This window comes from Nocardia sp. NPDC050713, from assembly GCF_040654315.1.
GTDB lineage: Bacteria > Actinomycetota > Actinomycetes > Mycobacteriales > Mycobacteriaceae > Nocardia.
This window is the reverse complement of sequence record NZ_JBFAHS010000004.1, coordinates 46,977-69,811: the sequence shown is the minus strand read 5'-3', so window position 1 is coordinate 69,811 and position 22,835 is coordinate 46,977. Positions and strand designations below refer to the sequence as shown.

At 69.9% G+C, this 22,835-nt stretch carries 30 protein-coding genes; 17 read left to right on the top strand and 13 right to left on the bottom strand.

Annotated elements, in window-relative coordinates; all coding sequences use genetic code 11:
- The first annotated feature begins 2 nt into the window (after nucleotides 1–2).
- A complete protein-coding gene (locus AB0H49_RS09390; protein ID WP_355003664.1) occupies nucleotides 3–206 on the top strand; it encodes a hypothetical protein in 204 nt (67 codons plus the stop codon).
- 117 nt (nucleotides 207–323) lie between these two features.
- Here the strand turns inward: AB0H49_RS09390 and AB0H49_RS09385 are convergent, their stop codons facing one another.
- Entirely contained in the window at nucleotides 324–998 is a 675-nt protein-coding gene (locus AB0H49_RS09385) for an MspA family porin (RefSeq protein ID WP_355003663.1), read from the bottom strand.
- Nucleotides 999–1,065: 67 nt separating this feature from the next.
- Nucleotides 1,066–1,740: an MspA family porin gene (locus AB0H49_RS09380; RefSeq protein ID WP_355003662.1), complete on the bottom strand. Its 675-nt coding sequence runs from the start codon at nucleotides 1,738–1,740 to the stop codon at nucleotides 1,066–1,068.
- 657 nt (nucleotides 1,741–2,397) lie between these two features.
- Between AB0H49_RS09380 and AB0H49_RS09375 the strand changes: the two genes are divergently transcribed.
- The 5 genes from AB0H49_RS09375 to AB0H49_RS09355 all read left to right on the top strand — a co-directional run bounded on the left by AB0H49_RS09375 (nucleotide 2,398) and on the right by AB0H49_RS09355 (nucleotide 6,116).
- Nucleotides 2,398–3,168 carry a carbonic anhydrase family protein gene (locus AB0H49_RS09375; RefSeq protein ID WP_355003661.1) on the top strand — a complete coding sequence of 257 codons (771 nt, stop codon included), beginning with the start codon at nucleotides 2,398–2,400 and terminating at the stop codon, nucleotides 3,166–3,168.
- Nucleotides 3,169–3,211: 43 nt separating this feature from the next.
- Nucleotides 3,212–3,658: a PaaI family thioesterase gene (locus AB0H49_RS09370; protein WP_355003660.1), complete on the top strand. Its 447-nt coding sequence runs from the start codon at nucleotides 3,212–3,214 to the stop codon at nucleotides 3,656–3,658.
- A 92-nt stretch (nucleotides 3,659–3,750) separates the two neighbouring features.
- On the top strand, nucleotides 3,751–4,053 hold the full coding sequence (locus AB0H49_RS09365) for an urease subunit gamma (RefSeq protein WP_355003659.1): 303 nt from the start codon (nucleotides 3,751–3,753) through the stop codon (nucleotides 4,051–4,053).
- Between the two features lie 9 nt (nucleotides 4,054–4,062).
- Nucleotides 4,063–4,398, top strand: coding sequence for an urease subunit beta (locus AB0H49_RS09360; protein ID WP_355003658.1), 336 nt, complete (start codon nucleotides 4,063–4,065; stop codon nucleotides 4,396–4,398).
- A complete protein-coding gene (locus AB0H49_RS09355; RefSeq protein WP_357249216.1) occupies nucleotides 4,395–6,116 on the top strand; it encodes an urease subunit alpha in 1,722 nt (573 codons plus the stop codon). Before AB0H49_RS09360 ends, AB0H49_RS09355 begins: the two co-directional genes overlap by 4 nt.
- 19 nt (nucleotides 6,117–6,135) lie before the next feature.
- On the opposite strand, the gene AB0H49_RS09350 is transcribed toward AB0H49_RS09355, so the two are convergent.
- On the bottom strand, nucleotides 6,136–6,915 hold the full coding sequence (locus tag AB0H49_RS09350; RefSeq protein WP_357249213.1) for a VOC family protein: 780 nt from the start codon (nucleotides 6,913–6,915) through the stop codon (nucleotides 6,136–6,138).
- Between the two features lie 182 nt (nucleotides 6,916–7,097).
- On the opposite strand from AB0H49_RS09350, the gene AB0H49_RS09345 reads away from it, so the two are divergent.
- Complete coding sequence (locus tag AB0H49_RS09345) at nucleotides 7,098–7,631, top strand: YbaB/EbfC family nucleoid-associated protein (protein WP_357249210.1); 534 nt, start codon at nucleotides 7,098–7,100, stop codon at nucleotides 7,629–7,631.
- Between the two features lie 61 nt (nucleotides 7,632–7,692).
- Here AB0H49_RS09345 and AB0H49_RS09340 read toward each other — a convergent pair whose 3' ends face one another.
- Nucleotides 7,693–7,836, bottom strand: coding sequence for a hypothetical protein (locus tag AB0H49_RS09340; protein ID WP_357249207.1), 144 nt, complete (start codon nucleotides 7,834–7,836; stop codon nucleotides 7,693–7,695).
- On the opposite strand from AB0H49_RS09340, the gene AB0H49_RS09335 reads away from it, so the two are divergent.
- The gene (locus AB0H49_RS09335; protein ID WP_357249204.1) at nucleotides 7,835–7,966 is read left to right on the top strand and encodes a hypothetical protein; all 132 of its coding nucleotides are present in this window, start codon (nucleotides 7,835–7,837) and stop codon (nucleotides 7,964–7,966) included. The genes AB0H49_RS09340 and AB0H49_RS09335 overlap by 2 nt on opposite strands.
- Nucleotides 7,967–7,979: 13 nt before the next feature.
- Here AB0H49_RS09335 and AB0H49_RS09330 read toward each other — a convergent pair whose 3' ends face one another.
- Nucleotides 7,980–8,837, bottom strand: a complete 858-nt coding sequence (locus AB0H49_RS09330) for an SGNH/GDSL hydrolase family protein (RefSeq protein ID WP_357249201.1) — start codon at nucleotides 8,835–8,837, stop codon at nucleotides 7,980–7,982.
- Nucleotides 8,838–8,966: 129 nt separating this feature from the next.
- Between AB0H49_RS09330 and AB0H49_RS09325 the strand changes: the two genes are divergently transcribed.
- Nucleotides 8,967–9,632 carry an O-methyltransferase gene (locus tag AB0H49_RS09325; protein WP_357249198.1) on the top strand — a complete coding sequence of 222 codons (666 nt, stop codon included), beginning with the start codon at nucleotides 8,967–8,969 and terminating at the stop codon, nucleotides 9,630–9,632.
- A gap of 7 nt (nucleotides 9,633–9,639) precedes the next feature.
- Here the strand turns inward: AB0H49_RS09325 and AB0H49_RS09320 are convergent, their stop codons facing one another.
- Nucleotides 9,640–10,083 (bottom strand): MarR family transcriptional regulator, encoded by a 444-nt coding sequence (locus AB0H49_RS09320; protein ID WP_357249195.1) that lies wholly within the window; start codon nucleotides 10,081–10,083, stop codon nucleotides 9,640–9,642.
- A 66-nt stretch (nucleotides 10,084–10,149) separates the two neighbouring features.
- Between AB0H49_RS09320 and AB0H49_RS09315 the strand changes: the two genes are divergently transcribed.
- Complete coding sequence (locus AB0H49_RS09315; RefSeq protein WP_355003650.1) at nucleotides 10,150–11,070, top strand: PHB depolymerase family esterase; 921 nt, start codon at nucleotides 10,150–10,152, stop codon at nucleotides 11,068–11,070.
- Between the two features lie 137 nt (nucleotides 11,071–11,207).
- Here AB0H49_RS09315 and AB0H49_RS09310 read toward each other — a convergent pair whose 3' ends face one another.
- Together AB0H49_RS09310 and AB0H49_RS09305 are read right to left on the bottom strand one after the other, a co-directional pair.
- Complete coding sequence (locus AB0H49_RS09310) at nucleotides 11,208–11,783, bottom strand: 3'-5' exonuclease (protein WP_357249192.1); 576 nt, start codon at nucleotides 11,781–11,783, stop codon at nucleotides 11,208–11,210.
- A gap of 64 nt (nucleotides 11,784–11,847) precedes the next feature.
- Complete coding sequence (locus AB0H49_RS09305; protein ID WP_357249190.1) at nucleotides 11,848–12,600, bottom strand: TetR/AcrR family transcriptional regulator; 753 nt, start codon at nucleotides 12,598–12,600, stop codon at nucleotides 11,848–11,850.
- A gap of 109 nt (nucleotides 12,601–12,709) precedes the next feature.
- On the opposite strand from AB0H49_RS09305, the gene AB0H49_RS09300 reads away from it, so the two are divergent.
- Together AB0H49_RS09300 and AB0H49_RS09295 are read left to right on the top strand one after the other, a co-directional pair.
- The gene (locus AB0H49_RS09300; RefSeq protein ID WP_357249187.1) at nucleotides 12,710–13,654 is read left to right on the top strand and encodes an ATP-binding cassette domain-containing protein; all 945 of its coding nucleotides are present in this window, start codon (nucleotides 12,710–12,712) and stop codon (nucleotides 13,652–13,654) included.
- On the top strand, nucleotides 13,651–14,496 hold the full coding sequence (locus AB0H49_RS09295) for an ABC transporter permease (protein ID WP_357249184.1): 846 nt from the start codon (nucleotides 13,651–13,653) through the stop codon (nucleotides 14,494–14,496). Before AB0H49_RS09300 ends, AB0H49_RS09295 begins: the two co-directional genes overlap by 4 nt.
- A 67-nt stretch (nucleotides 14,497–14,563) precedes the next feature.
- Here AB0H49_RS09295 and AB0H49_RS09290 read toward each other — a convergent pair whose 3' ends face one another.
- The 4 genes from AB0H49_RS09290 to AB0H49_RS09275 form a co-directional block, all read right to left on the bottom strand.
- Nucleotides 14,564–14,872: a CopG family transcriptional regulator gene (locus tag AB0H49_RS09290; RefSeq protein WP_355003645.1), complete on the bottom strand. Its 309-nt coding sequence runs from the start codon at nucleotides 14,870–14,872 to the stop codon at nucleotides 14,564–14,566.
- Nucleotides 14,869–15,153 (bottom strand): hypothetical protein, encoded by a 285-nt coding sequence (locus AB0H49_RS09285; RefSeq protein WP_357249181.1) that lies wholly within the window; start codon nucleotides 15,151–15,153, stop codon nucleotides 14,869–14,871. Before AB0H49_RS09285 ends, AB0H49_RS09290 begins: the two co-directional genes overlap by 4 nt.
- A 142-nt stretch (nucleotides 15,154–15,295) precedes the next feature.
- A complete protein-coding gene (locus tag AB0H49_RS09280) occupies nucleotides 15,296–16,291 on the bottom strand; it encodes a zinc-binding dehydrogenase (protein WP_357250052.1) in 996 nt (331 codons plus the stop codon).
- A gap of 34 nt (nucleotides 16,292–16,325) precedes the next feature.
- A complete protein-coding gene (locus AB0H49_RS09275) occupies nucleotides 16,326–17,000 on the bottom strand; it encodes a helix-turn-helix domain-containing protein (RefSeq protein ID WP_355003643.1) in 675 nt (224 codons plus the stop codon).
- Nucleotides 17,001–17,091: 91 nt separating this feature from the next.
- Between AB0H49_RS09275 and AB0H49_RS09270 the strand changes: the two genes are divergently transcribed.
- A complete protein-coding gene (locus AB0H49_RS09270) occupies nucleotides 17,092–18,582 on the top strand; it encodes an MFS transporter (RefSeq protein WP_357249178.1) in 1,491 nt (496 codons plus the stop codon).
- 203 nt (nucleotides 18,583–18,785) lie between these two features.
- Here the strand turns inward: AB0H49_RS09270 and AB0H49_RS09265 are convergent, their stop codons facing one another.
- Nucleotides 18,786–19,517, bottom strand: a complete 732-nt coding sequence (locus AB0H49_RS09265) for a hypothetical protein (RefSeq protein ID WP_357249176.1) — start codon at nucleotides 19,515–19,517, stop codon at nucleotides 18,786–18,788.
- 93 nt (nucleotides 19,518–19,610) lie between these two features.
- Here AB0H49_RS09265 and AB0H49_RS09260 point away from each other — a divergent pair, with 93 nt between their 5' ends.
- The 4 genes from AB0H49_RS09260 (at nucleotide 19,611) to AB0H49_RS09245 (ending at nucleotide 22,720) form a co-directional block, all read left to right on the top strand.
- On the top strand, nucleotides 19,611–20,486 hold the full coding sequence (locus AB0H49_RS09260) for an SDR family NAD(P)-dependent oxidoreductase (protein WP_357249173.1): 876 nt from the start codon (nucleotides 19,611–19,613) through the stop codon (nucleotides 20,484–20,486).
- 119 nt (nucleotides 20,487–20,605) lie between these two features.
- Complete coding sequence (locus AB0H49_RS09255; protein ID WP_357249170.1) at nucleotides 20,606–21,256, top strand: urease accessory UreF family protein; 651 nt, start codon at nucleotides 20,606–20,608, stop codon at nucleotides 21,254–21,256.
- A 29-nt stretch (nucleotides 21,257–21,285) separates the two neighbouring features.
- A complete protein-coding gene (gene ureG / locus AB0H49_RS09250; RefSeq protein ID WP_355003638.1) occupies nucleotides 21,286–22,026 on the top strand; it encodes an urease accessory protein UreG in 741 nt (246 codons plus the stop codon).
- The gene (locus tag AB0H49_RS09245; protein WP_357249167.1) at nucleotides 22,016–22,720 is read left to right on the top strand and encodes an urease accessory protein UreD; all 705 of its coding nucleotides are present in this window, start codon (nucleotides 22,016–22,018) and stop codon (nucleotides 22,718–22,720) included. Before ureG ends, AB0H49_RS09245 begins: the two co-directional genes overlap by 11 nt.
- The last annotated feature ends 115 nt before the right edge of the window (nucleotides 22,721–22,835 follow it).

Here is a 22,835-nt window from a genome sequence, read left to right as displayed (position 1 = left end):
TCATGACGGCCGACGAGTCCGCGGACGAGGTCCGCGTGCGGCTGCGCTTCCCCGAGGGGGGAGCCGTCCTCGAATATCGCGCCTCCGCGGCCGTCGCGCACAGGTTGTCCGTCGAACTGGGCCGCTACGGGGTGAGCGTCACCGTCGACGACCAGGTGCACGCGGAGCTGGCCTCGCTGCCGAACACCGAACTCTGGTCCCGCTGAGCGCCTTTCGGCTACGAGCCGAGACCGTTTCGGAACGCCTGGCAGCGCGGGCGTTTCGATGGAAACGACCGGGGCCCGGCGTGTCGACGCCGGGCCCCGATGACTCTGGTGGCGAGATCAGCCGATGCTGAAGGGCTTGCCCCACAGCGTGATCACCGACATCACGTTGGTGGTCTCGACTTTCACCTTGACGAACGAGCGCGCCTGCGCGTACCCACCGCAGCCGGACAGGCCGATGGTGGTGTCGGCCCAGGTGACGCTGCCGCTGGTGCCCTTGAACTTGTTGCGCTTCTCGTGCGACTCGTTGCCGAAGTCGTCGGCCTCCTCGATGTCGAGGACGTAGAACGACTTGGCCTGGCCGGGGCCGAGCGACAGCTCGCCGCCGCTCTCGGCGCCGACGTTCGGCTCCACCTGGTCTCCGCTCCAGTCCAGCTCGCCGCTGACGCCGCCCTCGACGCCGCCGCCGTCGATGTTGACCTGGCAGCCGACGACGTAACCCGGGTAGATCTTGCCGCCCTTGGCGTTCGGACCGGACAGCTCGACCTGCGCGCTGGCCGACACCCAGGCGTTGCGGTGCACCGGGGTCGAACCGAGCGACGGGCTGATGGTGGCGGACTCGCCGACCAGGCGCACCGTGACGACGGTGCCGTCGGACAGGGTCTTGGTGATCTCGCCGCCGGGCAGCGGGACGAAGGTGTCGGCGTGCGCGGCGCCGGTGGAGAAAAGGCCCACCGCGACGGTGGCCGCGGCGCCGAGCCCCGCCGCCCGTGCGATGCTCTTGCGATCGATCATGGTTGTATTGCCCCTCGAGGGTTGAAGTCGCTTCAGCGCGAGTGTGTTTCGTGGACCACTGCCGACGTCAGCCGATGCTGAACGGCGCGCCGTAGAGGGTGGTCTTGGAGTAGTGGTCGCCGATGATCTCGACGACGGTGTAGGCGCGCGCCTGGGCGTAGCCCGCGCAGCCCTGGATCTCGATCTCCACGTCCTGGTACTCGACCGAGTACACACCCGGCTTCAGGATGTCCTTGTAGTCGATCTGGACGAACTTCACCTGGCCGGGGCCGAGCTCGAGGCCGATCGAGCCGCCGATGCTGCCGCCGCTGAGGTCGATGCCGCCGGAGAGGCCCGCGCTGATCGCGTCGTCGCCGATGCTCACCTGGCAGCCGACGATGTAGCCGGTGTTCAGCTGGGAGGCGCCGTGCGTCGAGGAGTTGTTGGTGCCCGCTCCGTTGGCGGGGCCGTTGTTGGGGCCGACCTCGCCCTCCGGGGTGACCGTGACGTCGGCGACGACGGTACCCGAGACCCAGGCGACCCGGCCCGCGCCGTTGGCGGCCAGCGAGGGCGAGATCACCGCGCGCTCACCGGTCCTGGCGATCGTGACGCCCGGTCCGACCCGCTCCCCGTTCGGCAGTGGCACAAAGGTGTCCGCGTCGGCCGCGCCGGTGGACAGCAGGCCCATGGCAACGGCCGCGGCGGCGCCGACGCCCGCGACGCGGCCGCCGCTTCGCAGACCGCTGGAGCGATTCATGCTCATACTTCCCCTCATCAGGTTGGAACGTTGCGCCTCGCGGGTGGAGACGGAAAGCCTCCGCGAGGCGCACCCGAGCTTGATCACTCGCGTTGTCCACCCGATGAACCGCCGTCGCCCGCGGCGATGAACGCTCCGGGACGGTCGTGTGTCCAGTTCTTTGCGATCGTGTGTCGACGGCCGACACGAACTCGACATGTACTGTCGCGGTGCGATGTTCGCGCGCGCGAGGAAGCCGGAAACAAGGCGTCGAACGTAAGAGCGGCGGGCCCCACGTGGTGACGTGGAGCCCGCCGCGGCAGTGGATCGGGGTCACCGCAGCCCTCGGGACTCTCTCGATCCTGACGCCGAGATGAGTATAGGTCAGGCTTACCTAACTTGGCAACAAGTCGTTTCTCGGCGCCTGTCGTGTGACATTTTTCGCCGCCCGCGCCCCTGGCGTGTCGCGCCGGAGCGGTCCTACTCTGTCGGCCGACACGAACCGCGAGATCCCCTGACTCGAAGGGATTTTCGCCGCAAACCGTACAGACCGGCGCGTCGACCACCGCCGAGTACCGGCCCGTTCGGGGCACGTGTCGGGACCCCGTGTGCCGATGCCGAGGAGCTGTATCCGCTTTGTCCGTTAGAGCGTTTCGTTCGCGTCCGCTTGCCGCCCTGCTGGCCGTGACCGCAGTGTTCGCCGCGATCTCGTGCGGCGCGGAACAGTCGACCTCGAGCGACCACGTCGAGAGTCCGCCCGCACACATGCCCGCGCACTGGGACTACGACGCCGAGGGGCCCGACCACTGGGCCGACCTGGACCGCGACTTCCTGACCTGCCGCAGCGGCCACGAACAGTCGCCGATCGACCTGTCCGGATCCGCCCGGCTCGACCCCGCCGACCACATCGACGTCGACTACCGGCCGATCCCAGGGGTCCGGTTGGTCAACAACGGCCACACCGTTCAGGCCGAGGTGCCCGCGGGCAGCGGCAACCGCATCCTCGTCGCGGGCGAACCCTACGAGCTGCTCCAGTTCCACTTCCATCTGCCCAGCGAGCACACCGTCGACGGGCACGGCGCCGCGATGGAGTTGCACCTCGTGCACAAGAACGCCGACGGGCGAGTCGCCGTGCTCGGGGTGCTGATGGAGGCAGGCCAGGGCTCCTCGGTGTTCGGACCGGTGCTGGCCGCCGCGCCGAGAACCGCGGAAGCGGCGGTCGCCTTCGACGGACCGCTGGATCCGTCGGCGTTCCTGCCCGCGGTGCGCGATCAGTTCCGCTACCGCGGTTCGCTCACGACGCCGCCGTGCAGCGAGGGCGTGTCCTGGACGGTGTTGAGCGAACCGGTCGCGGTCGCGCCGGAGGAGATCGAGCTGTACCACTCGCTGTTCGCGCACAGCAACCGGCCGACCCAGCCGCTCAACGGCCGGACCATCACCCTGGCCGGGAACTGAACCCGCCGCGTTCGACGGTTTCGTGTGGTGTAAAGCTGGGTTCATGACGCAACAGGAGTTCGGGGCCGTTCGCTCGCTGGCCGATGTCACGCCGGAGCTGATGAACAAGGTCAGCGAGGGCACCTTCGCGGACCTGATCGGTCTGCGCTACACCGAGCTGCGGCCGGACCTGGTGCGCGGCGAGTGGGTCGTCAAGCCGCACCTCTACCAACCCGCGGGCATCCAGAACGGTGGCGTGTACTGCACCGTCATCGAGACGCTCGCCAGCATCGGCGGCGGCGTCTGGTACGGCGAGCGCGGCACCGTCGTCGGCGTCAACAACAACACCGACTTCCTGCGCGCCGTACGCGAGGGCACTCTCTACGGCGAGGCGACCCCGCTGCACCAGGGTCGCACCCAGCAGTTGTGGCAGGTCGTGATCACCGACGAGGAACAGCGCGTGGTGGCCCGCGGTCAGGTCCGGCTGCAGAACCTGCCCAAGCGCGACTGACCCGAGCGCCGACTGCGCGCCGTCGACCGGCGCGACGGGAACGGGCGTGCCAGAATGACCGTCACCCGTCCGTCGACCGGTGAGGAGTCCGGATGCGACTGTCGCCGCACGAGCAGGAGCGCCTGCTGCTGAGCTACGCCGCCGAGCTGGCCCGGCGCAGACAGGCCCGCGGACTGAAGCTCAACCATCCGGAGGCGGTCGCCCTCATCACCGATCACGTGCTCGAGGGCGCGCGCGACGGGCGCACCGTCGCCGAGCTGATGTCGTCCGGGCGTACCGTGCTCGCGCGCGGCGACGTGATGGCGGGCGTGCCCGAGATGATCCACGACGTTCAGGTGGAGGCGACCTTCCCGGACGGCACCAAACTCGTCACGGTCCACCATCCGATCGCCTAGGGCGTACACATGATTCCTGGCGAATACTTCTGCGCCGAGGGCGTGATCGAGCTGAACGCGGGTCGCGATCGCGTCGAGCTGGACGTGGTGAACACCGGCGACCGTCCCGTGCAGGTCGGCAGCCACGTGCACTTCCCGCAGGCCAACCCCGCGCTCGACTTCGATCGCGCCGCCGCGCACGGACGTCGGCTCGATATACCGGCGGGTACCGCGGTGCGATTCGAACCCGGCCTCGGCCAACGGGTTTCGCTGGTGCCGCTGGCCGGGACCCGCGAGGTGCACGGCATCGGCCTGTCGCCGCCCGGAACGCTGGACGCGCCACGGACCGCGGAAGGGCAGCGATGACCGAACTGAGCAGGGCCCGCTACGCCGAACTGTTCGGGCCGACCGTGGGCGACCGAATCCGCTTGGCCGACACCGATCTGCTGATCGAGATCACCGAGGACCGCTGCGGCGGACCGGGTCTCGCGGGCGACGAGGCGGTCTTCGGCGGTGGCAAAGTGCTGCGCGAATCCATGGGCCAGTCCCGCGCCACCCGCGCCGAGGGCGCGCCGGACACCGTGATCACCGGGGCGGTGATCATCGACCACTGGGGAATCGTCAAGGCCGACATCGGTATTCGCGACGGCCGCGTCTGCGGTATCGGCAAGGCGGGCAACCCCGAGACCATGTCGGGCGTGCACCCGGCCCTCGTGGTCGGCCCGTCCACCGAGATCATCGCGGGCAACGGCCGCATCGTCACCGCGGGCGCCATCGACTGCCACGTGCACTTCATCTGCCCGCAGCTGATGGAGGAGGCGCTCGGCGGCGGGATCACCACCCTCGTCGGCGGCGGCACGGGCCCCGCGGAGGGTTCCAAGGCGACCACCGTGACACCGGGTGCCTGGCACCTGGCCAGGATGCTGGAGGCCACCGATCACTGGCCGCTGAACATCGTGCTGCTCGGCAAGGGCAACACCGTCAGCGAAGAGGCCATGTGGGAGCAATTGCGCGCCGGTGCATCGGGTTTCAAGCTGCACGAGGACTGGGGCTCGACTCCGGCGGCGATCGATGCCTGCCTGCGGGTCGCGGACGCCTCCGGCGTGCAGGTCGCGCTGCACTCGGACACGTTGAACGAGGCCGGTTTCGTCGAGGACATCCTCGCCGCTATCGCCGGACGCGGCATCCACGCCTATCACACCGAGGGGGCGGGCGGCGGGCACGCGCCCGACATCATCACCGTCGCCTCGCATCCCAACGTGCTGCCGAGTTCGACGAACCCCACCCGGCCGCACACGGTCAACACCCTCGACGAGCACCTGGACATGCTCATGGTCTGCCACCACCTGAGCCCGTCCATTCCGGAGGATCTCGCCTTCGCGGAGAGCCGGATTCGCCCGTCCACCATCGCCGCCGAGGACCTGCTGCACGATCTGGGCGCCATCTCCATGATCGGCAGCGATTCTCAGGCGATGGGCCGGATCGGCGAGGTGGTGCTGCGTACCTGGCAGACCGCGCACGTCATGAAGCGCCGCCGCGGCCCGCTGCGCGGTGACGGCGCCGCCGACAACGCCAGGGTGCGCCGCTACATCGCCAAATACACCATCTGCCCCGCCATCGCGCACGGCCTGGACCACGAGATCGGCTCGGTGGAGGTCGGCAAACTCGCCGACCTCGTGCTGTGGGATCCGGCGTTCTTCGGCGTTCGCCCGCACGCCGTGCTCAAGGGCGGCGCGATCGCGTGGGCGGCCATGGGCGACGCCAACGCCTCCATTCCCACCCCGCAACCGGTGCTGCCGCGCCCGATGTTCGGCGCGGCGGCGCCGGTCGCGGCGGCCACCTCGCTGCACTTCGTGTCCGAGCAGGCCGTCGAAGCCGGACTGGCGGACCGCCTCGCCGTGCGCCGAAAGCTGGTGCCCGTCAAGAACGTTCGCCGTCTGACGAAGTCCGACATGCCGCTCAACGACGCGTTGCCGCGCATCGAGGTGGAGCCCGACACCTTCACCGTCCGGGTCGACGGCGAGGTGTGGGCCGAGCAGCCCGCGACGGAACTGCCCATGGCCCAACGGTATTTCCTCTTCTGAGCAACGCCCGGCGACGGTGTCAGGCGCCGAACGACATGATCGCGAACGCGGCGCCCGCCGGATCGGCGAGCGCGGCGACGCGCGAGGGCCCCGGCATGTCCTGCGGTTCGGCGAGCAGCTTGCCGCCCAGTTCCGCGGCGCGGGCGACCACGGCGTCCACATCGGCGACGCGGATGGTCGTCGACCAGGAGGGCGCGGGCTCACCCGGCTGGGCGTGGTGGGCGCCGCCGAACTCGTGTCCACCGGAACCGGGAGAGAGTGCCTGGTAGGGGTTTTCGGCCGCGGTCTCCCAGGCGGCGTCGGTGTGCTTCCAACCGAGAACCTTCGCGTAGTGCGCCATGGCGTCGGCGGGGACGCCGGGCGCGGCGTACTCCACCCAGCACGGCCCGTTGACGGCGCCCCAGTTCTGGGTGCCGGGGTGCGTGATCAGTTGGGCGATCGCGTAGTCAGCGCCCGCCGGATCGACGAGGACCGCGAAGGTCAGCTGCCCGAAGACGTCCATCGGTTCGCAGAAAACGGACGCGCCCGCGTCCCGCGCCGCGGCGACGGTGGCGGCGGCGTCGGAAACCGAGAAATACGGCGTCCAGGCCGCAGGGAAGCGGCTGCCGTCCGGCGCGGCGGCCGGAGCGATTCCCGCCACCTGGGCGTCGCCCTGGCGCAGGATGGTGTAGTGGCCCGCCTCGGCGCCCTGATCCTCGGCGGTCCAGCCGAACAGGGCGGAGTAGAACTCGGCGGAGGCCGGAATGTCCGGAGCCGTGACATCGAACCAGCAGGGTGCTCCCGCGGCGAATGCTTGCATGGTGTTCTCCTCGACGTGTCGTTGTCGTACACCGATACCGACGGCGTTCGCCCCGAAAAATCATCGCGGCCCGTAACGCGCCCGCCGCGCGGCCTCGGTAAGGTCCTGCGAGCAAACTCCCGGGGGCGGATCTCGTTCGCGCTCGGGCCGACATGGTTGTCACTGCGTGGAAGGGGACGCGAGTGTTGAGCGATCCGAATCAGGCCGCCGACGAAATGGACCGCTGGGCGGAGAATCTGCAACGCACGGCGCAGAAGTACCAAGACCTGCACGGCCGGATGGAAGCCTTGTCGGTGACGGAGAGCTCGGCGGACAACCGAATCAGCGTGACGGTCGACGCCAACGGCGTCACCACCGGCATCACGCTCGCCGCGGCGACCCGCGGCATGGATCCCGCCGCCGTCGCGGCCGAACTCATGGCATGCACCCGCCGCGCCCAGGCCCGGCTGCGCGACCAGGTCACCGATCTGGTGCACAGCGTGGTCGGCGACGACAGAGCGGGACAGGCCATCGTCGGCCAGTACACCGAGCGTTTCCCCGATCCGGCGCCCACCGCCCCGCCGACCCCGCCGGAGCCGGTCTCCACCCCGCCCACTGCCTACACCCCGCCGCAGCCACCGCAGGGCGCACGCAAGCCCGACCGGGACCGGACCGTCACGCCGGACGAGCCGGACGAGGACGACATGTACTACCGCCGCAAGTCCTGGCTGGAGTGAGCCCGCCGCGGCTTTCGGACGGAACCGAAAGTGCCCTGGCCGCGTCATAGTCGGTGGGTCGTCACCTGCCTTCGAGATCGCCGACGATATCGCCAAGGGCATCACTCTCGCGAAGTTCTATCGCCGCCATCCTCATCGCGAGCGCCGGAACGGCGTCCCCGGCGCTCGTCGCCCGTGCCGTCTTCGGGATCTCCACCGCCACCATGACCGTCTCCCGAATGCTGATGAAGATGGCGAGCTCCTTGATCGGCTTGGGGGCGCTGGTGCGCAACCTGACGCAGGTCGTCGCGGCGGTCGTGGACATCGAGAACGAGCTGGCCGAGGCCGGGGTGTAGCCGGAAACCGTTCTCAGCCAGCGAATCCCGATGCGCGCACCGCCGCCACGATGACGTCGGCGACGCCGCGCATGCCCGTGAGCGTCGGGTGGTACGGCACCAGGGTCTCGGTGGCCACCAGCGGATCGAACCAGCGGACGCCCTCCGGCGCGCACATGTCGTGACCCTCGGCCGGGGTGCGGGTGTCGATATAGGTTGCCCCGTATTCCGCTGCCGCGCTGGCGACTACGGAGTTCAGGCGGTCGAAGGCACGCTGCACGGTGGCCGCGTCCTGGGGCCGCAGGCCGACCAGTTCGGGGCAGCCGCCGTCGCGGACGTAGAGCGGCCAACCGTCCACGAACACCTTCGCCTTCGGGGCGAGCGCCGTAATACGTTGCAGTGCGGCGGAGTACGCGCCGGAGATGGCGTCGATCGCGGAATCCCACGCCGGGTCGGCGCACGTGCCGCCGCGCAGCCCGGCCAGGTGACAGGCGACCACGAACCTGGTCATCTCGGTGTCGTTCGCGCCGATGTGCACGGTGACCAGCCGGGTGTTCGGGCCGAGTCCGTCGAATTGCGGTGCGATGCCGGGTCCTTGGCTGGTGGTCAGGTGCGGGATCCGGGCCGAGCTGCACGTGCGGTCGTCGAGCCGCAGACCGAGATCGGCGGCGACCAGCTTGGGGGTGTTCGCGGTGGAGCGCGCGCACTGCGGTGGGGCACTCGTGTCGAACCGTTGCACGCCCGTGGTCGCCGCGCCGGAATCGCCGAGCGCCACATATTCGGCGCCGCCGTCGGCGGGGGTGGCCGATGCCGGGGCGTGCATGGTCGCCGCGAACAGGGTGAGCAGGCCCGCGGCGGCGATGGCGCGGGAGCGGTTCCGGACGGTCGTCATGGCGGTGTGGCACTCCGGGTGGTCGTAGGTTGAAAGTGAGACGCGCTGGTCTCTGTTTGTGGCCGAGACTACTGCGGCGCGGACCAGGCGAGACCGGTTTTCGGCAAGTTCCGGTGGCAGACTGCAGGGATGACGACTTCTGGCTGGGCCGACGTGGACACCTACCTCGTGGACAATCTGGTGCGAGATCCGGAGACCGAAGCGGCGTTGGCGGCGAACGCCGAGGCCGGGTTGCCCGCCATCGATGTGTCGGCGGCGCAAGGGAAGTTCCTCTCGCTGCTCGCCCGCTCGACCGGGGCGCGCCGGGTGCTCGAGATCGGCACGCTGGGCGGATTCAGCACGATCTGGCTGGCGCGCGCGGTGGGGAAGGCGGGCCGCGTGATCACGCTCGAATTCGACCCGCGACACGCGGAGGTGGCGCGCGCGAACGTCGACAAGGCGGGCGTCGGCGATCGGGTGGACATTCGGGTGGGCGCGGCGCTGGAAAGCCTGCCGGTGCTCGAGGCCGAGGCGCCCGAGCCGTTCGATCTGGTGTTCATCGACGCCGACAAGGTGAACAACTCGAACTACGTGCGCTGGGCACTGCGGTTGACCCGGCCCGGTTCGACGATCATCGTCGACAACGTGGTGCGCGGGGGAGCGGTGGCGGACGGCGCGTCGGAGGATCCGGCGGTGCGGGCGAGCCGCGAGCTGGTCGAAATGCTCGCTGCCGAACCGCGTTTGGACGCGACGGTGCTGCAAACGGTCGGCGCGAAGGGTTGGGACGGTTTCGCCTACGCGGTCGTGAACGACTAGACAGAGCCTAGGTCTGTTCGCCGCTTTCGAGATCGAGCACGGCGATCAGCAGGCGGCGCAGACGGTCCAGGTCGTCTTCGCCGAGTGCCTGGCCCCATCGCTGTTCGACCTGTTCGCCTGCGGCTCGCGTCACCCGCAGCGCGTACCGGCCGCGGTCGGTGAGGCACAGCAGCTTGGCGCGGGCGTCGGCGGGGTCGCTCACGCGCGACACATACCCGGCGCGCTCGAGCGTCACCGCGACTTGCGCGACCGCCTGGGGGGACACCCCGATGTCCGTGGCCAAATCCACTGCACGCCGACCGCCACCGAGAAGCCTGGCCAATACCAGCACGTGCGCAGGACGCAACCCGTCCAGACCCTCGTCGGCGAACACCCCCCGCAAGGTACGGGTGTTCGCCTCGGCCAGGGCTTGGACCAGACCGGGAACGGTGCGGTGCGAGCGGATGGTCATAACCAGCACTCTGGCAGGCCACTCTGCCCCTCGACAAATAGACAAGACCCTTGTCTATAATCGCGTATGTCTCCGACTCGACCGCTGCTGGCCGTCCTCACCGCCGCAGCACTCCTGCTCACCGCCGCAGGTTGCACCGCCCGCCCCGGCGACGCGGCCGCCCAGCCCACCGGATCGACCGAGCACTCGCTGGAAAGCGGGGGAATCTCGCGCGACTACCGCGTCTACCGGCCCGCCGGTGCGCGCGCCGGCGCTGCGCTGGTGGTCGTCCTGCACGGCGGATACGGTTCCGGCGCGCAGGCCGAACGCGCCTATGGCTGGAACGAACAAGCGGACTCCGACGGTTTCGTGGTCGCCTACCCCGACGGCCTGGCACGCGCATGGAACACCGAAGGCGGCGACTGCTGCGGGCCCGCTGAGCGCCGATCCGTCGACGACGTCGCGTTCGTCTCCGCGATGGTCGCCGCTATCATCAACGACCACGGAATCGATCCCTTCCGGGTGTATCTCACCGGCATGAGCAACGGCGGAATCATGGCCTACACCCTCGCCTGCCGCACCGCGCTCTTCGCCGCCGTCGCCCCGGTAGCCGCGACACAGCTCGCCGAGTGTCCCACTCCCGCACCGATTTCGGTACTGCACATCCACGGCACCGCCGACGAGGCCGTGCGCTACGACGGCGGCCCCGGCGACAACACCAGCACCGTCATCGACGGACCACCCGTGCCCGACCTGCACATCGAATGGCGCCGCCACAACGGATGCCCCGATCCGGAGACGACCACCGCGGGCCCGGTCAGCACCTCCCGCGCCACCTGCCCCACCGGCCGGGAAGTCGCCTTGATCACCATCGACGGCGCCGGCCACCAGTGGCCGGGAGCCGACCCCACCCCGATGCGCGAACGCCTCCTGGGCGCCGACCCGCCCAGCCCGGCCCTGAACGCGACCGCCACCATCGCGCAGTTCTTCACCCGCCACCATCGATGACGGTCGGCGCCAACGCTTCTGAGACGTCCGGGCCGTACGATCGAGCGGTGTCGCGCCGCGGTCCCGGGAGGGCCTGTGACCAGAGATCATGCGCGGTCTGGTGACGGATTGCCGTCCGACAGCGTCGTCTCAGGCGGTCAGTAGGTCGTCGAGGTGAGGCGCCACGCGTCGCGCTCGACCATGTCGAGCACCAGCGCGGCGATGTTCCACGCGTCGTCCTCGCCTCGGTGGTGGCGACCCTCCAAGGGCAGACCCGCGATTCGCAGGGCCTCCGCCATGCCCTGGCGACGCTGGAGTTCGTAGGCCTCCGAGAACACCAGCTTCGCGTTGGCGTGCCGTTGCCCGAAGGGATACGCGACACCGGTCATGGCGCACTGGCTGGCGAATTGCTTGCGGTCGTAATCGCCCCAGCTCGCCCAGGCGCGGGCTCCGGCATCGTGCTCGGCGGCGAGGATTCGACAGGCCTCGGCGAACGAGACGCCGGTGTCCACCTCGTCCTGGGTCAGTCCGGTCAGTTCGGTGCAGAATTCGCTGACCGACGAGCGCTCGGGCCGAACCAGGATGCGGTGCTTGCCGATTCGTTCGCGCGCCGCGAGATCGACCACGGTCAGGCCGATCTCGATGATCTCGCTCACCGCGCCCGCCGGAGCGCGGCCCGACCAGCACGTCGCCTCGACATCGACGACGTTGAGCAGTGCCGCGTTGTCCTTCATTCCGCCGACATTAGGCCGAGCGAGGGCAACGGCTCCACCGAATTTCGGCTGCCCACAGGGTGGTTCACCGGGCGTCGACGAACTGTCCCAGGCCGTCGAGCAAGCGGTGCAGCCCGAATTCGAAGGCGCGGTCGGGATCGTATGCGGCGCCGTATTCGGCGCCCGCGGCGCCGCCCACGCGAACGGCGGTGGGAAACCGGGCCGGATCGATGACGTCCGCGAGCGCGGGCTGGTAGGCGTCCCACCACTGCTGGTCGGTGCGGCCGGTCTCGGCTTCGGCGCGGGCGGCGTCGACGGCGGTGCGGGCCGCGCCGCGCACGTAGTCGTTGACCAGGGTGACGACGAGGTCCATCTCGGTGTCGGACAGGCCGAGATCGTCGACCGCGCGCAGTTCGTAGTCGTACTTGGCGGTCAAGTTGGGTCCGGGGATGGGCCTGCTCGCGGCGATCTGCAGCAGCCACGAATGCGTCAGGTACATAGTCCGATTCGCGCGAGCGATCCCCTCGAGCCGCGCTCGCCAACCGGACGGCGCGTCGTCGGGCATCGGATAGTCGCGGTAGACACGGTCCGCGATCAGATCCAGCAGTTCGGCCTTGCTCGGGACGTATCCGTACAGCGACATCGCGGTGACACCGAGCTCCTCGGCCACGCGGCGCAGGGTGACCGCGGCGAGCCCGTCCGAGTCGGCGAGCCGGATCGCCGTCTCCGCGATGTCGTCGACGGTCAGCTTGGGTTTCGGGCCACGCTTCGGCCGCGGCGGCAGTCCCCACAGCAGCTCGATCGTGCGCTGGGGATCGCCACTTCCGCTGTAGTCCATGCCCACATCATCTCCGACGGTCCGCGACCCGACACTTCGACCCTTGCGAATTCTCTACAACGTATCCTAATCTCTAATTACTTACTGCGTAGAGAGTTTGGAGTCGAAGATGGGCGACGCGATCGTCTGCGACCAGGTGCGCAAGCGTTACGGCGGCACCGCGGCGTTGGACAGGTTCGATCTGGCGGTGCCGCAAGGGATGGTCTACGGGCTGCTCGGGCCGAACGGTGCGGGCAAGACGACCGCGGTGCGGATCATGACCACCCTCACGCGGCCGGACTCCGGGGCGGTGCGGGTGGCCGGGCTCGACGTCGTGGGGGACGCGGCGCGAGCGCGACACCGTATCGGGCTGGTCGGTCAACAGGCGGCGGTGGAGGAGGTGTTGTCGGGGCGGCAGAACCTCGAAATGTTCGGCCGCCTCTATCATCTCGGCGCCGCCCGCGCCCGCGATCGCGCCGCGGAGTTGCTGGAGTGGTTCGGCTTGGCCGACGCCGGTGACAAGCCGGTCGAGCGGTACTCCGGCGGAATGCGGCGGCGACTCGATCTGGCCGTGGGGTTCCTCGTCGCGCCCACGGTGCTCTTCCTGGACGAGCCGACCACCGGTCTGGACCCGCACAACCGCAACCAGGTGTGGGAAGCGGTCCGCGGTCTGGTCGCCGCCGGGACGACCGTCTTGCTGACGACGCAATATCTGGAAGAGGCCGACCAACTCGCGGCGCGGATCTCGGTGGTGAACCGCGGGCGCGTCATCGCGACCGGAAGTCCGCGAGAGCTGAAGTCCCAGCTGGGTGGCGACCGGATCGATGTCGTCACACGGGACACCAGCGATCTGGGCGCGGCGGTCGATTTGCTGCGGACGCGGTTGCGCACCGCGCCGACGGTCGACCCCGACGCCCGCCGCGTCAGCGCCCCGGTCGACGACGCCGTCGCCGGGCTCACCGATATCGCCCAAGCCCTCCGGGACGCGCGCATTCCGGTCGAGGACCTCGCCGTTCGCCGTCCCACCCTCGACGAAGTCTTCCTGCACCTGACCACCGAGGAGTCCCGAGCATGACCATCTCCACCGCGCGAATCACCCCGTCTGTCAAGCCTTCCCGGCTCCGCGCACTGGGGTGGGTGCTGGCCGACGCCGGCACGATCGCCCGCCGCGACCTCGCGCACTGGCGGCGCAAGCCGGGCGCTGTCGTGACCAACGCCCTGGTGTTCCCGATCATGATCGTGCTCATGTTCGGGTATCTGCTCGGCGGCGCCATGACCGTCCCCGGCGGCGGCAGCTACCGCGAATTCCTGCTACCGGGCATGTTCGCCATGACCATGGTTTTCGGCATCGGCGCCACCATGGTCGCGGTCGGGTCGGACGCCGCACGCGGCATCACCGACCGATTCCGTTCCATGCCCGTGTCGTCGTCGGCCGTGGTGCTCGGCCGCGCGTGTGCCGACATGCTCGAGTCCACGGTCGCGCTTGCCGTGCTGCTCGGCTGCGGGCTGGCCATCGGGTGGCATCCGCGCAACGGGCTCGCCGACGCCGCCGCGGCCGTCGGACTGCTGTTGCTGCTGCGGTTCGCGTTCCTGTGGATCGGCGTCTATCTCGGATTGCTGTGCTACGGCAATCCGGAAGCCGTCACCGCCGTGCGCACCCTCGAATTCCCGATCGGCTTCCTCGCCAACCCGTTCGTCGCGATCGCCACCATGCCCGCGTGGCTCGGCGCCATCGCCGCATGGAATCCACTGTCTTCCACTACGACCGCCGCGCGCGAACTGTTCGGCAATCCCACCGGAAACGACCACACCTGGATCGCCGAGCACGCGATCCTCATGGCCGTCGTGTGGCCGCTGGTGCTGATCGCGATCTTCCTGCCGTTGTCCGTCCACCGCTTCCGGCGCCTGAGCAGCTGACTGCCTGTCGATCGGCAACCTGGAAGGCACGGGACAACAGGCAGCGCCGCCGGTGCTGGCCGAGGATTCAGGCGGATTTCGGCAGCCCGGCCAGGGCGCGGATCGCGTCCGTGAGCGAGATCGGGTGGTCGTGTTCGATGGCGGCCAGCCCGGTCTCCAGGAGTTGGCGCATCAGCATGGATTGGGTGATGCCGCGATCGGCGGCCGCGGCCTTGATCCGGGCGTCGAGGTCGATCGGCATCTTCAGGGACCGCGACACCATGATGCCTTCGGGGCCGGGCGTCGGGGGCAGCTCGACCGGTTCGTCGGTGTACTCCAGACGTGCGGCGAGAGCGGCCATCTCCTCGGGGGTGTCGGGCCATTCGGTGCTGCTCATCGCGTCTTCTCCCACTTGCTGAATTCCTGGAGTTGATTCGAGGTCATCGGCTGGGCGGCGACGATCTGATGATCGAAGCCGTCCGACGCCCGCAGGGTGACGATCAGCGGTCGCCCGTCGTCGGTGCGCCCCCAGATCGTCAGCGCCGTCAACCCGGTAACCGGATCGACGCCACGTCGCGGCCAACGACGATCGGCATAGAGCACCTCGATCACCTCGTGGCGCTCGATCCCGGCCAACGCCAGAACCGTGACAATGCCGTACCACCACTCGTAGGCCACCCCTCGATCCTACCGTGCCGGTACCACGCGCGTGGTACCTCCTGTTCGAACCCTGAAATCAGCGGTCTGCGGCGGGCCGGTGATCACCGAGGCGGGCCACTGTCGAACGTGGTCGGATTGGCCCGCTGAGGCCAGCCACTGGTCAGGGGATGAGCACGACTTTGCCCATGGTGGCGCGGGTTTCGATGGCGCGGTGTGCGCCCGCCGCGTCTGCGAGGTCGAAGCGGTGCAGCGCGGGGCGCAGGCGCCCGGCGGCCGCCTCCGCCATGGCACGGTCCTCGAGGACGCGGATGTCGCCGCCGACTCGCCGCAGCATCGGCGGCCCGAGCACGACCTGCGAGGTGATGCCCCGCTCGGCCAGCTCGTCTTCGGTGAAGGTCAGTGCCGTGCCGTCGTTCGGTCCTTTTCCGGCGAAACCGTAGACCAGGTGGCTGCCGCCCTTGGCGAGGAGATCGACGGCGGCCCTTGCGGTTTCGCCGCCGACGGCGTCGAAGACGAGGGCCGCGGCACGGTCGCCGAGCTGGGTGCGCACCCGTTCGGGCCAGTCCGGTAGCAGGTAGTCGACGGCGATGTCGGCGCCGTTGCCGGTCACCCGAGTTGCCTTCTGCGGACCGCCCGCGAGCCCGACCACGGTGGCGCCCACCGCTTTCAGATATTGCACCAGCAGGGTTCCGATGCCGCCCGCGGCCGCGGTCACCACCGCGACGCTGTCCGGACCGACGTCGGCGAACTGCAGGATGCCCATCGTGGTCCGCCCGGTGCCGATCATCGCGACCGCCTCGGCGGGGCCAAGATTCTCCGGAATCCGGTGCAGGCGAGCCACGTCCACGACCGTGAGCTCGGCATACCCGCCGGGCGCCGAACCGAGATGCGCGACCACCGGCTTCCCGAGCCAGTCCGGGTCGACGCCCGCGCCGACCCGATCGACCGTGCCCGCGACCTCCCGGCCGGGCACGGTCGGCAACTCCGGTGCCGGATAGGGTCCCGGCATACCGCGGCGCAGCGCGGTGTCGACGACGTGTACCCCGGCCGCGGCGACCGCGATGCGGACCTGGCCGGGCCCCGGTTCGGGATCGGGGAGGGTGTCGTAGCGGAGATTCTCGGCGGGCCCGAAGGCGTGCAGTCGGATCGCGTGCATGGTGCTCACCCTGCAACCTCGAGCGAGGTTGGGGTCAAGCCGTGCGGTGCCGGACCCGCGCGGCGAATCCGTCGCACAGCGCGTCGAGACCGGAGAACAACAGGTCCTCGGAGGTGAGATCGCTGACACCCGCGCCTTGCAGCTCGGCGAGGGCGGCGGGGACCGGTCCGTTCGGCGTGCCCTCCAGCAGCGCGCGCAGCCCGTTGTCGCCGTCGGTCTCGATGCCCTTTCGAGTCATCAGCGCCGAACTGACCTGCGGCAGGGTCGCGCCCGAGATGTAGTTCCACACCGAGAACGCCATCTGCATGGCCTCGCGCGGAGTGACGTCCAGCTCACGGAAGCCCTCGACCAGCCAGGCGAGGCAGGCCATGCTGTGCGGGCCGAAGCTGTAGCGGGGCATCGCGAAGGTCAGGATGACCCAGGGGTGGCGCTGGTAGAGCTCCCAGTCGATCTCGGCTGCGATGTGGACGCGGTCGCGCCAAGTCCAACCCTGCCCTTCGGTCGACGGATAAGGGTGGCGGCGGGTGACTTCGTCGGTCATCGCCGCGATGAGTTCGTCCTTGTTGGCGACGTGGCGGTACAGCGACATCGCGCCGACGCCCATTCGATCGGCGATGCGGCGCATGGACACCGCGTCGAGTCCCTCGTCGTCCGCGAGGGCGATCGCGGTGTCGACGATGGCGACGCGGTTCAGCTTCGGCTCGGTCATCCCATGACTCGCTTTCGGCTCCGGGCCAGGATGCGTACACTGTACCCGGACTCATGCGTACGGCGTACGCGACACGGGAGAGGAAATCGGGATGACAGACCTGGAGACAGTGCGGCCTGCGCACGGGTCGTCCGTCGCTGTCGGCTCACGGCGCGCCTGGCTCGGGCTCGCGGTGCTGCTGCTGCCGGTGCTGCTGGTGTCGATGGACATCTCGGTGCTGTTCCTGGCCATGCCCACGCTCACCGTCGACCTCGACCCGTCCGCGGCGCAGCAGTTGTGGATTCTCGACATCTACGGCTTCCTCATCGCAGGCCTGCTGATCACCATGGGCAATCTCGGCGACCGGATCGGACGGCGCAACATCCTGCTGATCGGCGCCACCGTGTTCGGCATCGCCTCGGTGCTCGCGGCTTTCGCGCCCACCGCGGGCGTGCTGATCGCGGCGAGGGCGCTGATGGGCATCGGCGGCGCGACGCTGCTGCCGTCCAGCCTCGCACTGATCTCGAGTCTCTTCCCCGACGCGCGCGAGCGGGCCGCCGCGATCGGCGTGTGGACGGCGTTCTTCGCGGGCGGCTCCGCGGTCGGCCCGATCATCGGCGGACTGCTGCTACACCACTTCTGGTGGGGCGCGGTCTTTCTCATCAACCTTCCGGTGCTGCTGGTCCTGCTGGCGTTCGGGCCGTTCCTGTTGCCCGAGCACCGCTCGGGAGCGCTCGGCCCGCTGGATCTGCCGAGCGTCGCGCTGTCCATCGGCGGCATCCTGCCGGTGGTCTACGCCGTCAAGCACGCTGCCTCGGAAGGCATCGACGCGGCGGGCATCGTCATCGGATTGGTCGGCGTCGCGGTGCTGATCGTCTTCGTGCGCAGACAGCGCATACTCGCCGAACCGCTGCTCGACCTGCGGCTCTTCCGGCGTGCGCAGTTCTCCGTCGCCATCGGCTCCAGTCTGGTGGGCATGATGTCGCTGGCGGCGCTGAGCTATCTGACCAGCGTCTACCTGCAGTCGGTCACCGGCCGCGACCCGCTCGCCGCCGCCATGCTCGGCATCCCGATGGCGGTCGCGGTGTTCATCTGCTCGATGGGCGGCGCGCGCGTCGGACAGCGGATCGGCGTCCGAGCCACCTTCGTGCTCGCACTGCTCGCCTCCGCGCTGGGCAACCTGATGTTGCTTGGTGTCGGTGTGGACGGCGGTGTCGGCTGGTACCTGGTGGGCTCGACCATCGCGGGTGTCGGTTACGGCCTGGCGTTCACCCTGGTCTCCGATGTCGCCGTGTCGTCGGTGCCGCCGGAGCGGGCGGGCTCGGCGGTCGGCATCTCGGAGACGAGCTTCGAACTCGGCAACGCGCTCGGCCTCGCGCTGCTCGGCTCGCTCGCGGCGCTGGTCTTCCGTTCCGGCGGCGACTACGACTCGACGCTGGGCGAGACAATCCAGCACGCGGGCGCCGACGAGGAACTGGTGCACAGCGCGGCCGCCTCGTTCGTCGACGGCATGCACGTCGCGACGACCGCGGGCGCGGTTCTGCTGGTGCTGATGGCGATCGTGGCGTGGGTGGCGACCCGGCGGCCGACGCGCGCCGGGTAGGGCATACCTCCGCTCCGGCCGTGCGCGGGCTGAGGACGGACTGCGTCCGTCGGTGCTGTTTCGGTGGACTCCCGCCTTCGCTCCGGCCATGCGCGGGCTCGTCACGGACTCGGTCCGGCGGTGCTGTTTCGGCGCACCTCCGCCGTGCGCGGCTGTCGACGGATTGCGTCCGGCGGCGCTGTCGTCGGCTGTCTCGGCCGGTGTCAGCGGCCGAACACTCCGGTCAGTATCTCCGCGGCCCACCGGTTGACCGGCGTGATCACACTGCCGTGCACCCAGCGCAACGGACGCACGACCACGACGACCCAGACCGCGGCCAGGGCGAGCAGCAGCGGACGCAGCACGGTGCGGTACACGAAACGGCACGGCGCCACGACCAGCACCCCGACGATGACGGTCGCCACCCGCCACGCGTAGCTCAGCACCGCGCGCGTCAGCATCCACAGCGGACGCAGCACCCAGCGCCACAGTTGCGCCAGCGGCCAGACCACGCACCACTTGCCGAGCCAGTACACCGTCGCGAGCAGCAGGCCGATCAGCGGTTCCAGCACCGCCCGCCACAGCCACGCCAGTGCGGGCCGCAACAGCGCGCGCCACAGCCAGCGCTCGATGGCCTGGCGCAGTGGACGCAGGAAATAGTCGAGCAGCAGCGCGACCAATGGCGTCAGCAATAGACCCCACAGCACGTGCTGCAGCACCCAGCCCCAGAGAAAGTCCTTGACGAACAGCCAGATCGGACGGATCACCCAGTACCAGACGAATCGGGCCACGGGCGCGAGCAGGCGGGTGACGAAGTAGTAGCAGGCCGCGGCGAGCAGTCGCCCGAGCAGGCGCACGCCTTCCCAGAGCAGGCGAATGGGAACGAGCAGCACGATGGCGATCACCCTGGCGATCCAGGCGCCGATTCCCGCCGGACGGGAAGGTTGTGACGACATCGTCGAATCTTCCCGCACCGGCAGCGCCCGGCGCCGCCGGGTTTCTACGCCTAGTACCGGGTAGAAACCCCCAGCGCGCCATACATTGGTGGAGTGTCCGAGACCGAGCCCACCCGCGGGCGACCGCTCGCCGAACGGGTGGCCGCCAAGCTGCTCTACCCGCACTCGCGTCCGTCCGGCGAAGACCTGCGCGCCGCGGTCGCCGGACGCAACGTGCTGATCACCGGCGCCTCGCACGGGATCGGCAAAGCCAGCACGCGCAAGCTCGCCGCGGCGGGCGCGACCGTGCTGCTGGTCGCCCGGTCCGCCGCCGAACTCGAACGGCTGGCCGCCGAGATCGCCGCCGCGGGCGGCGTCGCGCACGTCTATCCGACCGACATGACCGACATGGAGGCGGTGGACCGCCTCGCCGCAGAGCTGCTCGCCGCGCACGACCACATCGACGTGCTGATCAACAACGCGGGCAAGTCGATTCGCCGTCCGATCGACCAATCCTACGACCGTTTCCACGATTTCACCCGGACCATCGACGTGAACTATCTCGGTCCGGTCCGCCTGCTGCTGTCCCTGTTGCCCGCCATGCGATCTCGGGGCAGCGGGCACATCGTCAACATGTCCACCTGGGGTGTCCTGATGCCGCCCGCCCCGCGGTGGGCCGCCTATGGCGCGTCGAAAGCGGCCTTCGACGTGTGGTTGCGCAGCGTCGCCGCCGAGATCGCCATCGACGGACTGACCACCACGTCGATCTACATGCCGCTCGTGCACACCAGGATGAGCGCGCCCACCGACTTCAGCCGGGTGCCCGGGCTCACCGTCGACGAGGCGTCGGACCTCGTCTGCCACGCCGTCACCGCCAAACCGTCCGACATCGCGCCGTGGTGGTCGGCGCCCGTTCAGGCCTGGACCGACCTCACCAGGGGCCAGGCCAGGCGTTTCTGGGCCCGCGCCTACCGTCGCGGCGACGCGTGAGCCCGGCATCCCGCGTAGAGCGAAGGCGAAGGTATTCGGAGAATGCGCGGTTGAACGTAGTCGGTCGGCAAAATCGCGTACGGCTGGAGCGGAGGCGAAGGTGCGCATAGGGTCGAGCGATGCGGCAGACAGGTGCGACGAGCCCGGCGACGCTGTTCGCCTTGGCCGACTCGCGGCTGCCGATCGGCGGGCACGTGCACTCGGGCGGCGTCGAAGAAGCCGTCGCCGCCGGACTGGTGCGCGACGTCGCGACGGTCGAGGCGTATCTGCGCCGCCGCGTGCGGACCTCCGGCCTGGTCGCCGCGTCGCTGGCCGCGGCGGTCTGCGCGGGCGATCTCGATCCGCGCCGCGCGGACGCGGAGGCCGACGCCCGCACGCCCTCGCCCGCGGCGCGGTCCGCCTCCCGCGCACAGGGTCGCGGGCTGTTGCGGCTGGCCAAACAGGTGTGGCCACAACATGATTGGAACGATCTCGCGGCACGCCCGCACCTGTCCACGGTATTCGGCGCGGTCGGTCGCGCCTGCGCGGTGACCCCGCGCGAGACGGCCGATGTCGTCGTCTACACCACGCTCACCGGCGCCGCCACCGCCGCCCAGCGATTGCTCGCGCTCGATCCCGCGGCCGTGGCCGCCTGCACCGTCCGGCTGGCCGAGCTCTGCGACCGCACCGCCGCCGAGGCGGCCGAAGGTCTCGCCGCCCTGTCGGATCCACTGCAGGACGCGCTCGCCGAACTGCACCGGCACCGCGCCATGCCGCTGTTCGCCAGCTGACCGACGTTCCCGAGACAAGGAGATGCCGCATGCCACCGCACCTGATCGACGGTGAACCGCACCATCATTCGCACGACCGGCCGAAGCGGGCGCGGACGGCGGGGGAGCCGCTGCGCATCGGGATCGGCGGCCCGGTCGGCTCGGGCAAGACGGCGCTGGTCGCGGCGCTGTGCAGGCAGCTGCGCGGGGAACTGTCGCTCGCCGTGCTGACCAACGACATCTACACCACCGAGGACGCGGACTTCCTGCGCCGCCACGCGGTGCTGCCGGACGAGCGCATCACCGCCGTGCAGACCGGCGGCTGCCCGCACACCGCCATCCGCGACGACATCACCGCCAACCTGGACGCCATCGACGACCTGATCGCGGCCAACCCGCCGCTGGATCTGATCCTGGTGGAATCCGGCGGCGACAACCTCACGGCGACGTTCTCCTCCGGCCTGATCGACGTGCAGATCTTCGTCGTCGACGTGGCGGGCGGCGACAAGGTGCCGCGCAAGGGCGGCCCCGGCGTCACCTTCTCGGATCTGTTGGTGGTCAACAAGACCGACCTCGCCCCGCTGGTCGGCGCCGACCTCGGCGTGATGGAGCGCGACGCGGCGAAGGTGCGCGAGGGCAGGCCGACCGCACTGCTCTCGCTGACGGAGGACCCGGCCGCGACCCCGGTGCTGGCCTGGGTGCGCGAACAACTCGCCGCAGCCGCGCGACACGATGCCGCGCCGAGGGAACCGGACCGCGGCGCGGGAGACGCGGCGACCGTTGCGCACTGACCTCAGGATCGTCGCGACGGCGGACGCGCTCCCGGAAATCCACGCGTCCGGCGGACTCGCCGCGCGCCGAACCGGTCCGCATACCGTGCACCTGGTCGGCACCGCCGCCACCCCGCTGGGCGGCGACGAACTGCACATCTCGGTCACGGTGGGCCAGGGAGCCCGGCTCGCCGTGCGCTCGGTCGCGGCGACCATCGCGCTGCCCGCCGCCGCGACCCGAATCTCGTGCGCGCGCTGGCTTTTCGAAGTCGCCGAAGGCGGCGAGCTGGACGTCGAGACGGAACCGCTCATCGTGGCGGGCGGCGCGGACCACCGGGCGGTCACCACCGTTCGGCTCGCGGCCGACGCCCGTCTCCGGTTACGCGAACGGGTGCAGATCGGACGTGCCGGGGAGGACCGAGGTGCCTGGCGCGGCGACCTGATCGCCGACCTGGACGGCCTTCCGCTGCTGCGCCACCGTCTCGGACTCGGCTGCGCCGCCGCCACAGACGATGCCCTCTCGGCGTCGCGCGCCCTGGACAGCGAACTCGTCTACCCCGATGATCGGCCGGTCGAAACCTTCGGACTCCATGCGACGCGCCTGCCGCTCGCGGCGGGCGGAAGCCTGTTCACGGCGGTGGGCGCGCGGCTGAGCGCCACGACGAGCCCGCGAACCCTGAGCGACGCGGCGGTTTCGGCGCCCGCCACCGCGTGACCCTCTCGCGTAACGCGAGAAGCCGCAGTGCTCTTCAGTGCCTGAGGAACCCGGTCGCTCGCGAAATCGAAAGGGCGGGGCTCCGACCTGATGTCGAAACCCCGCCCTGTGCTCT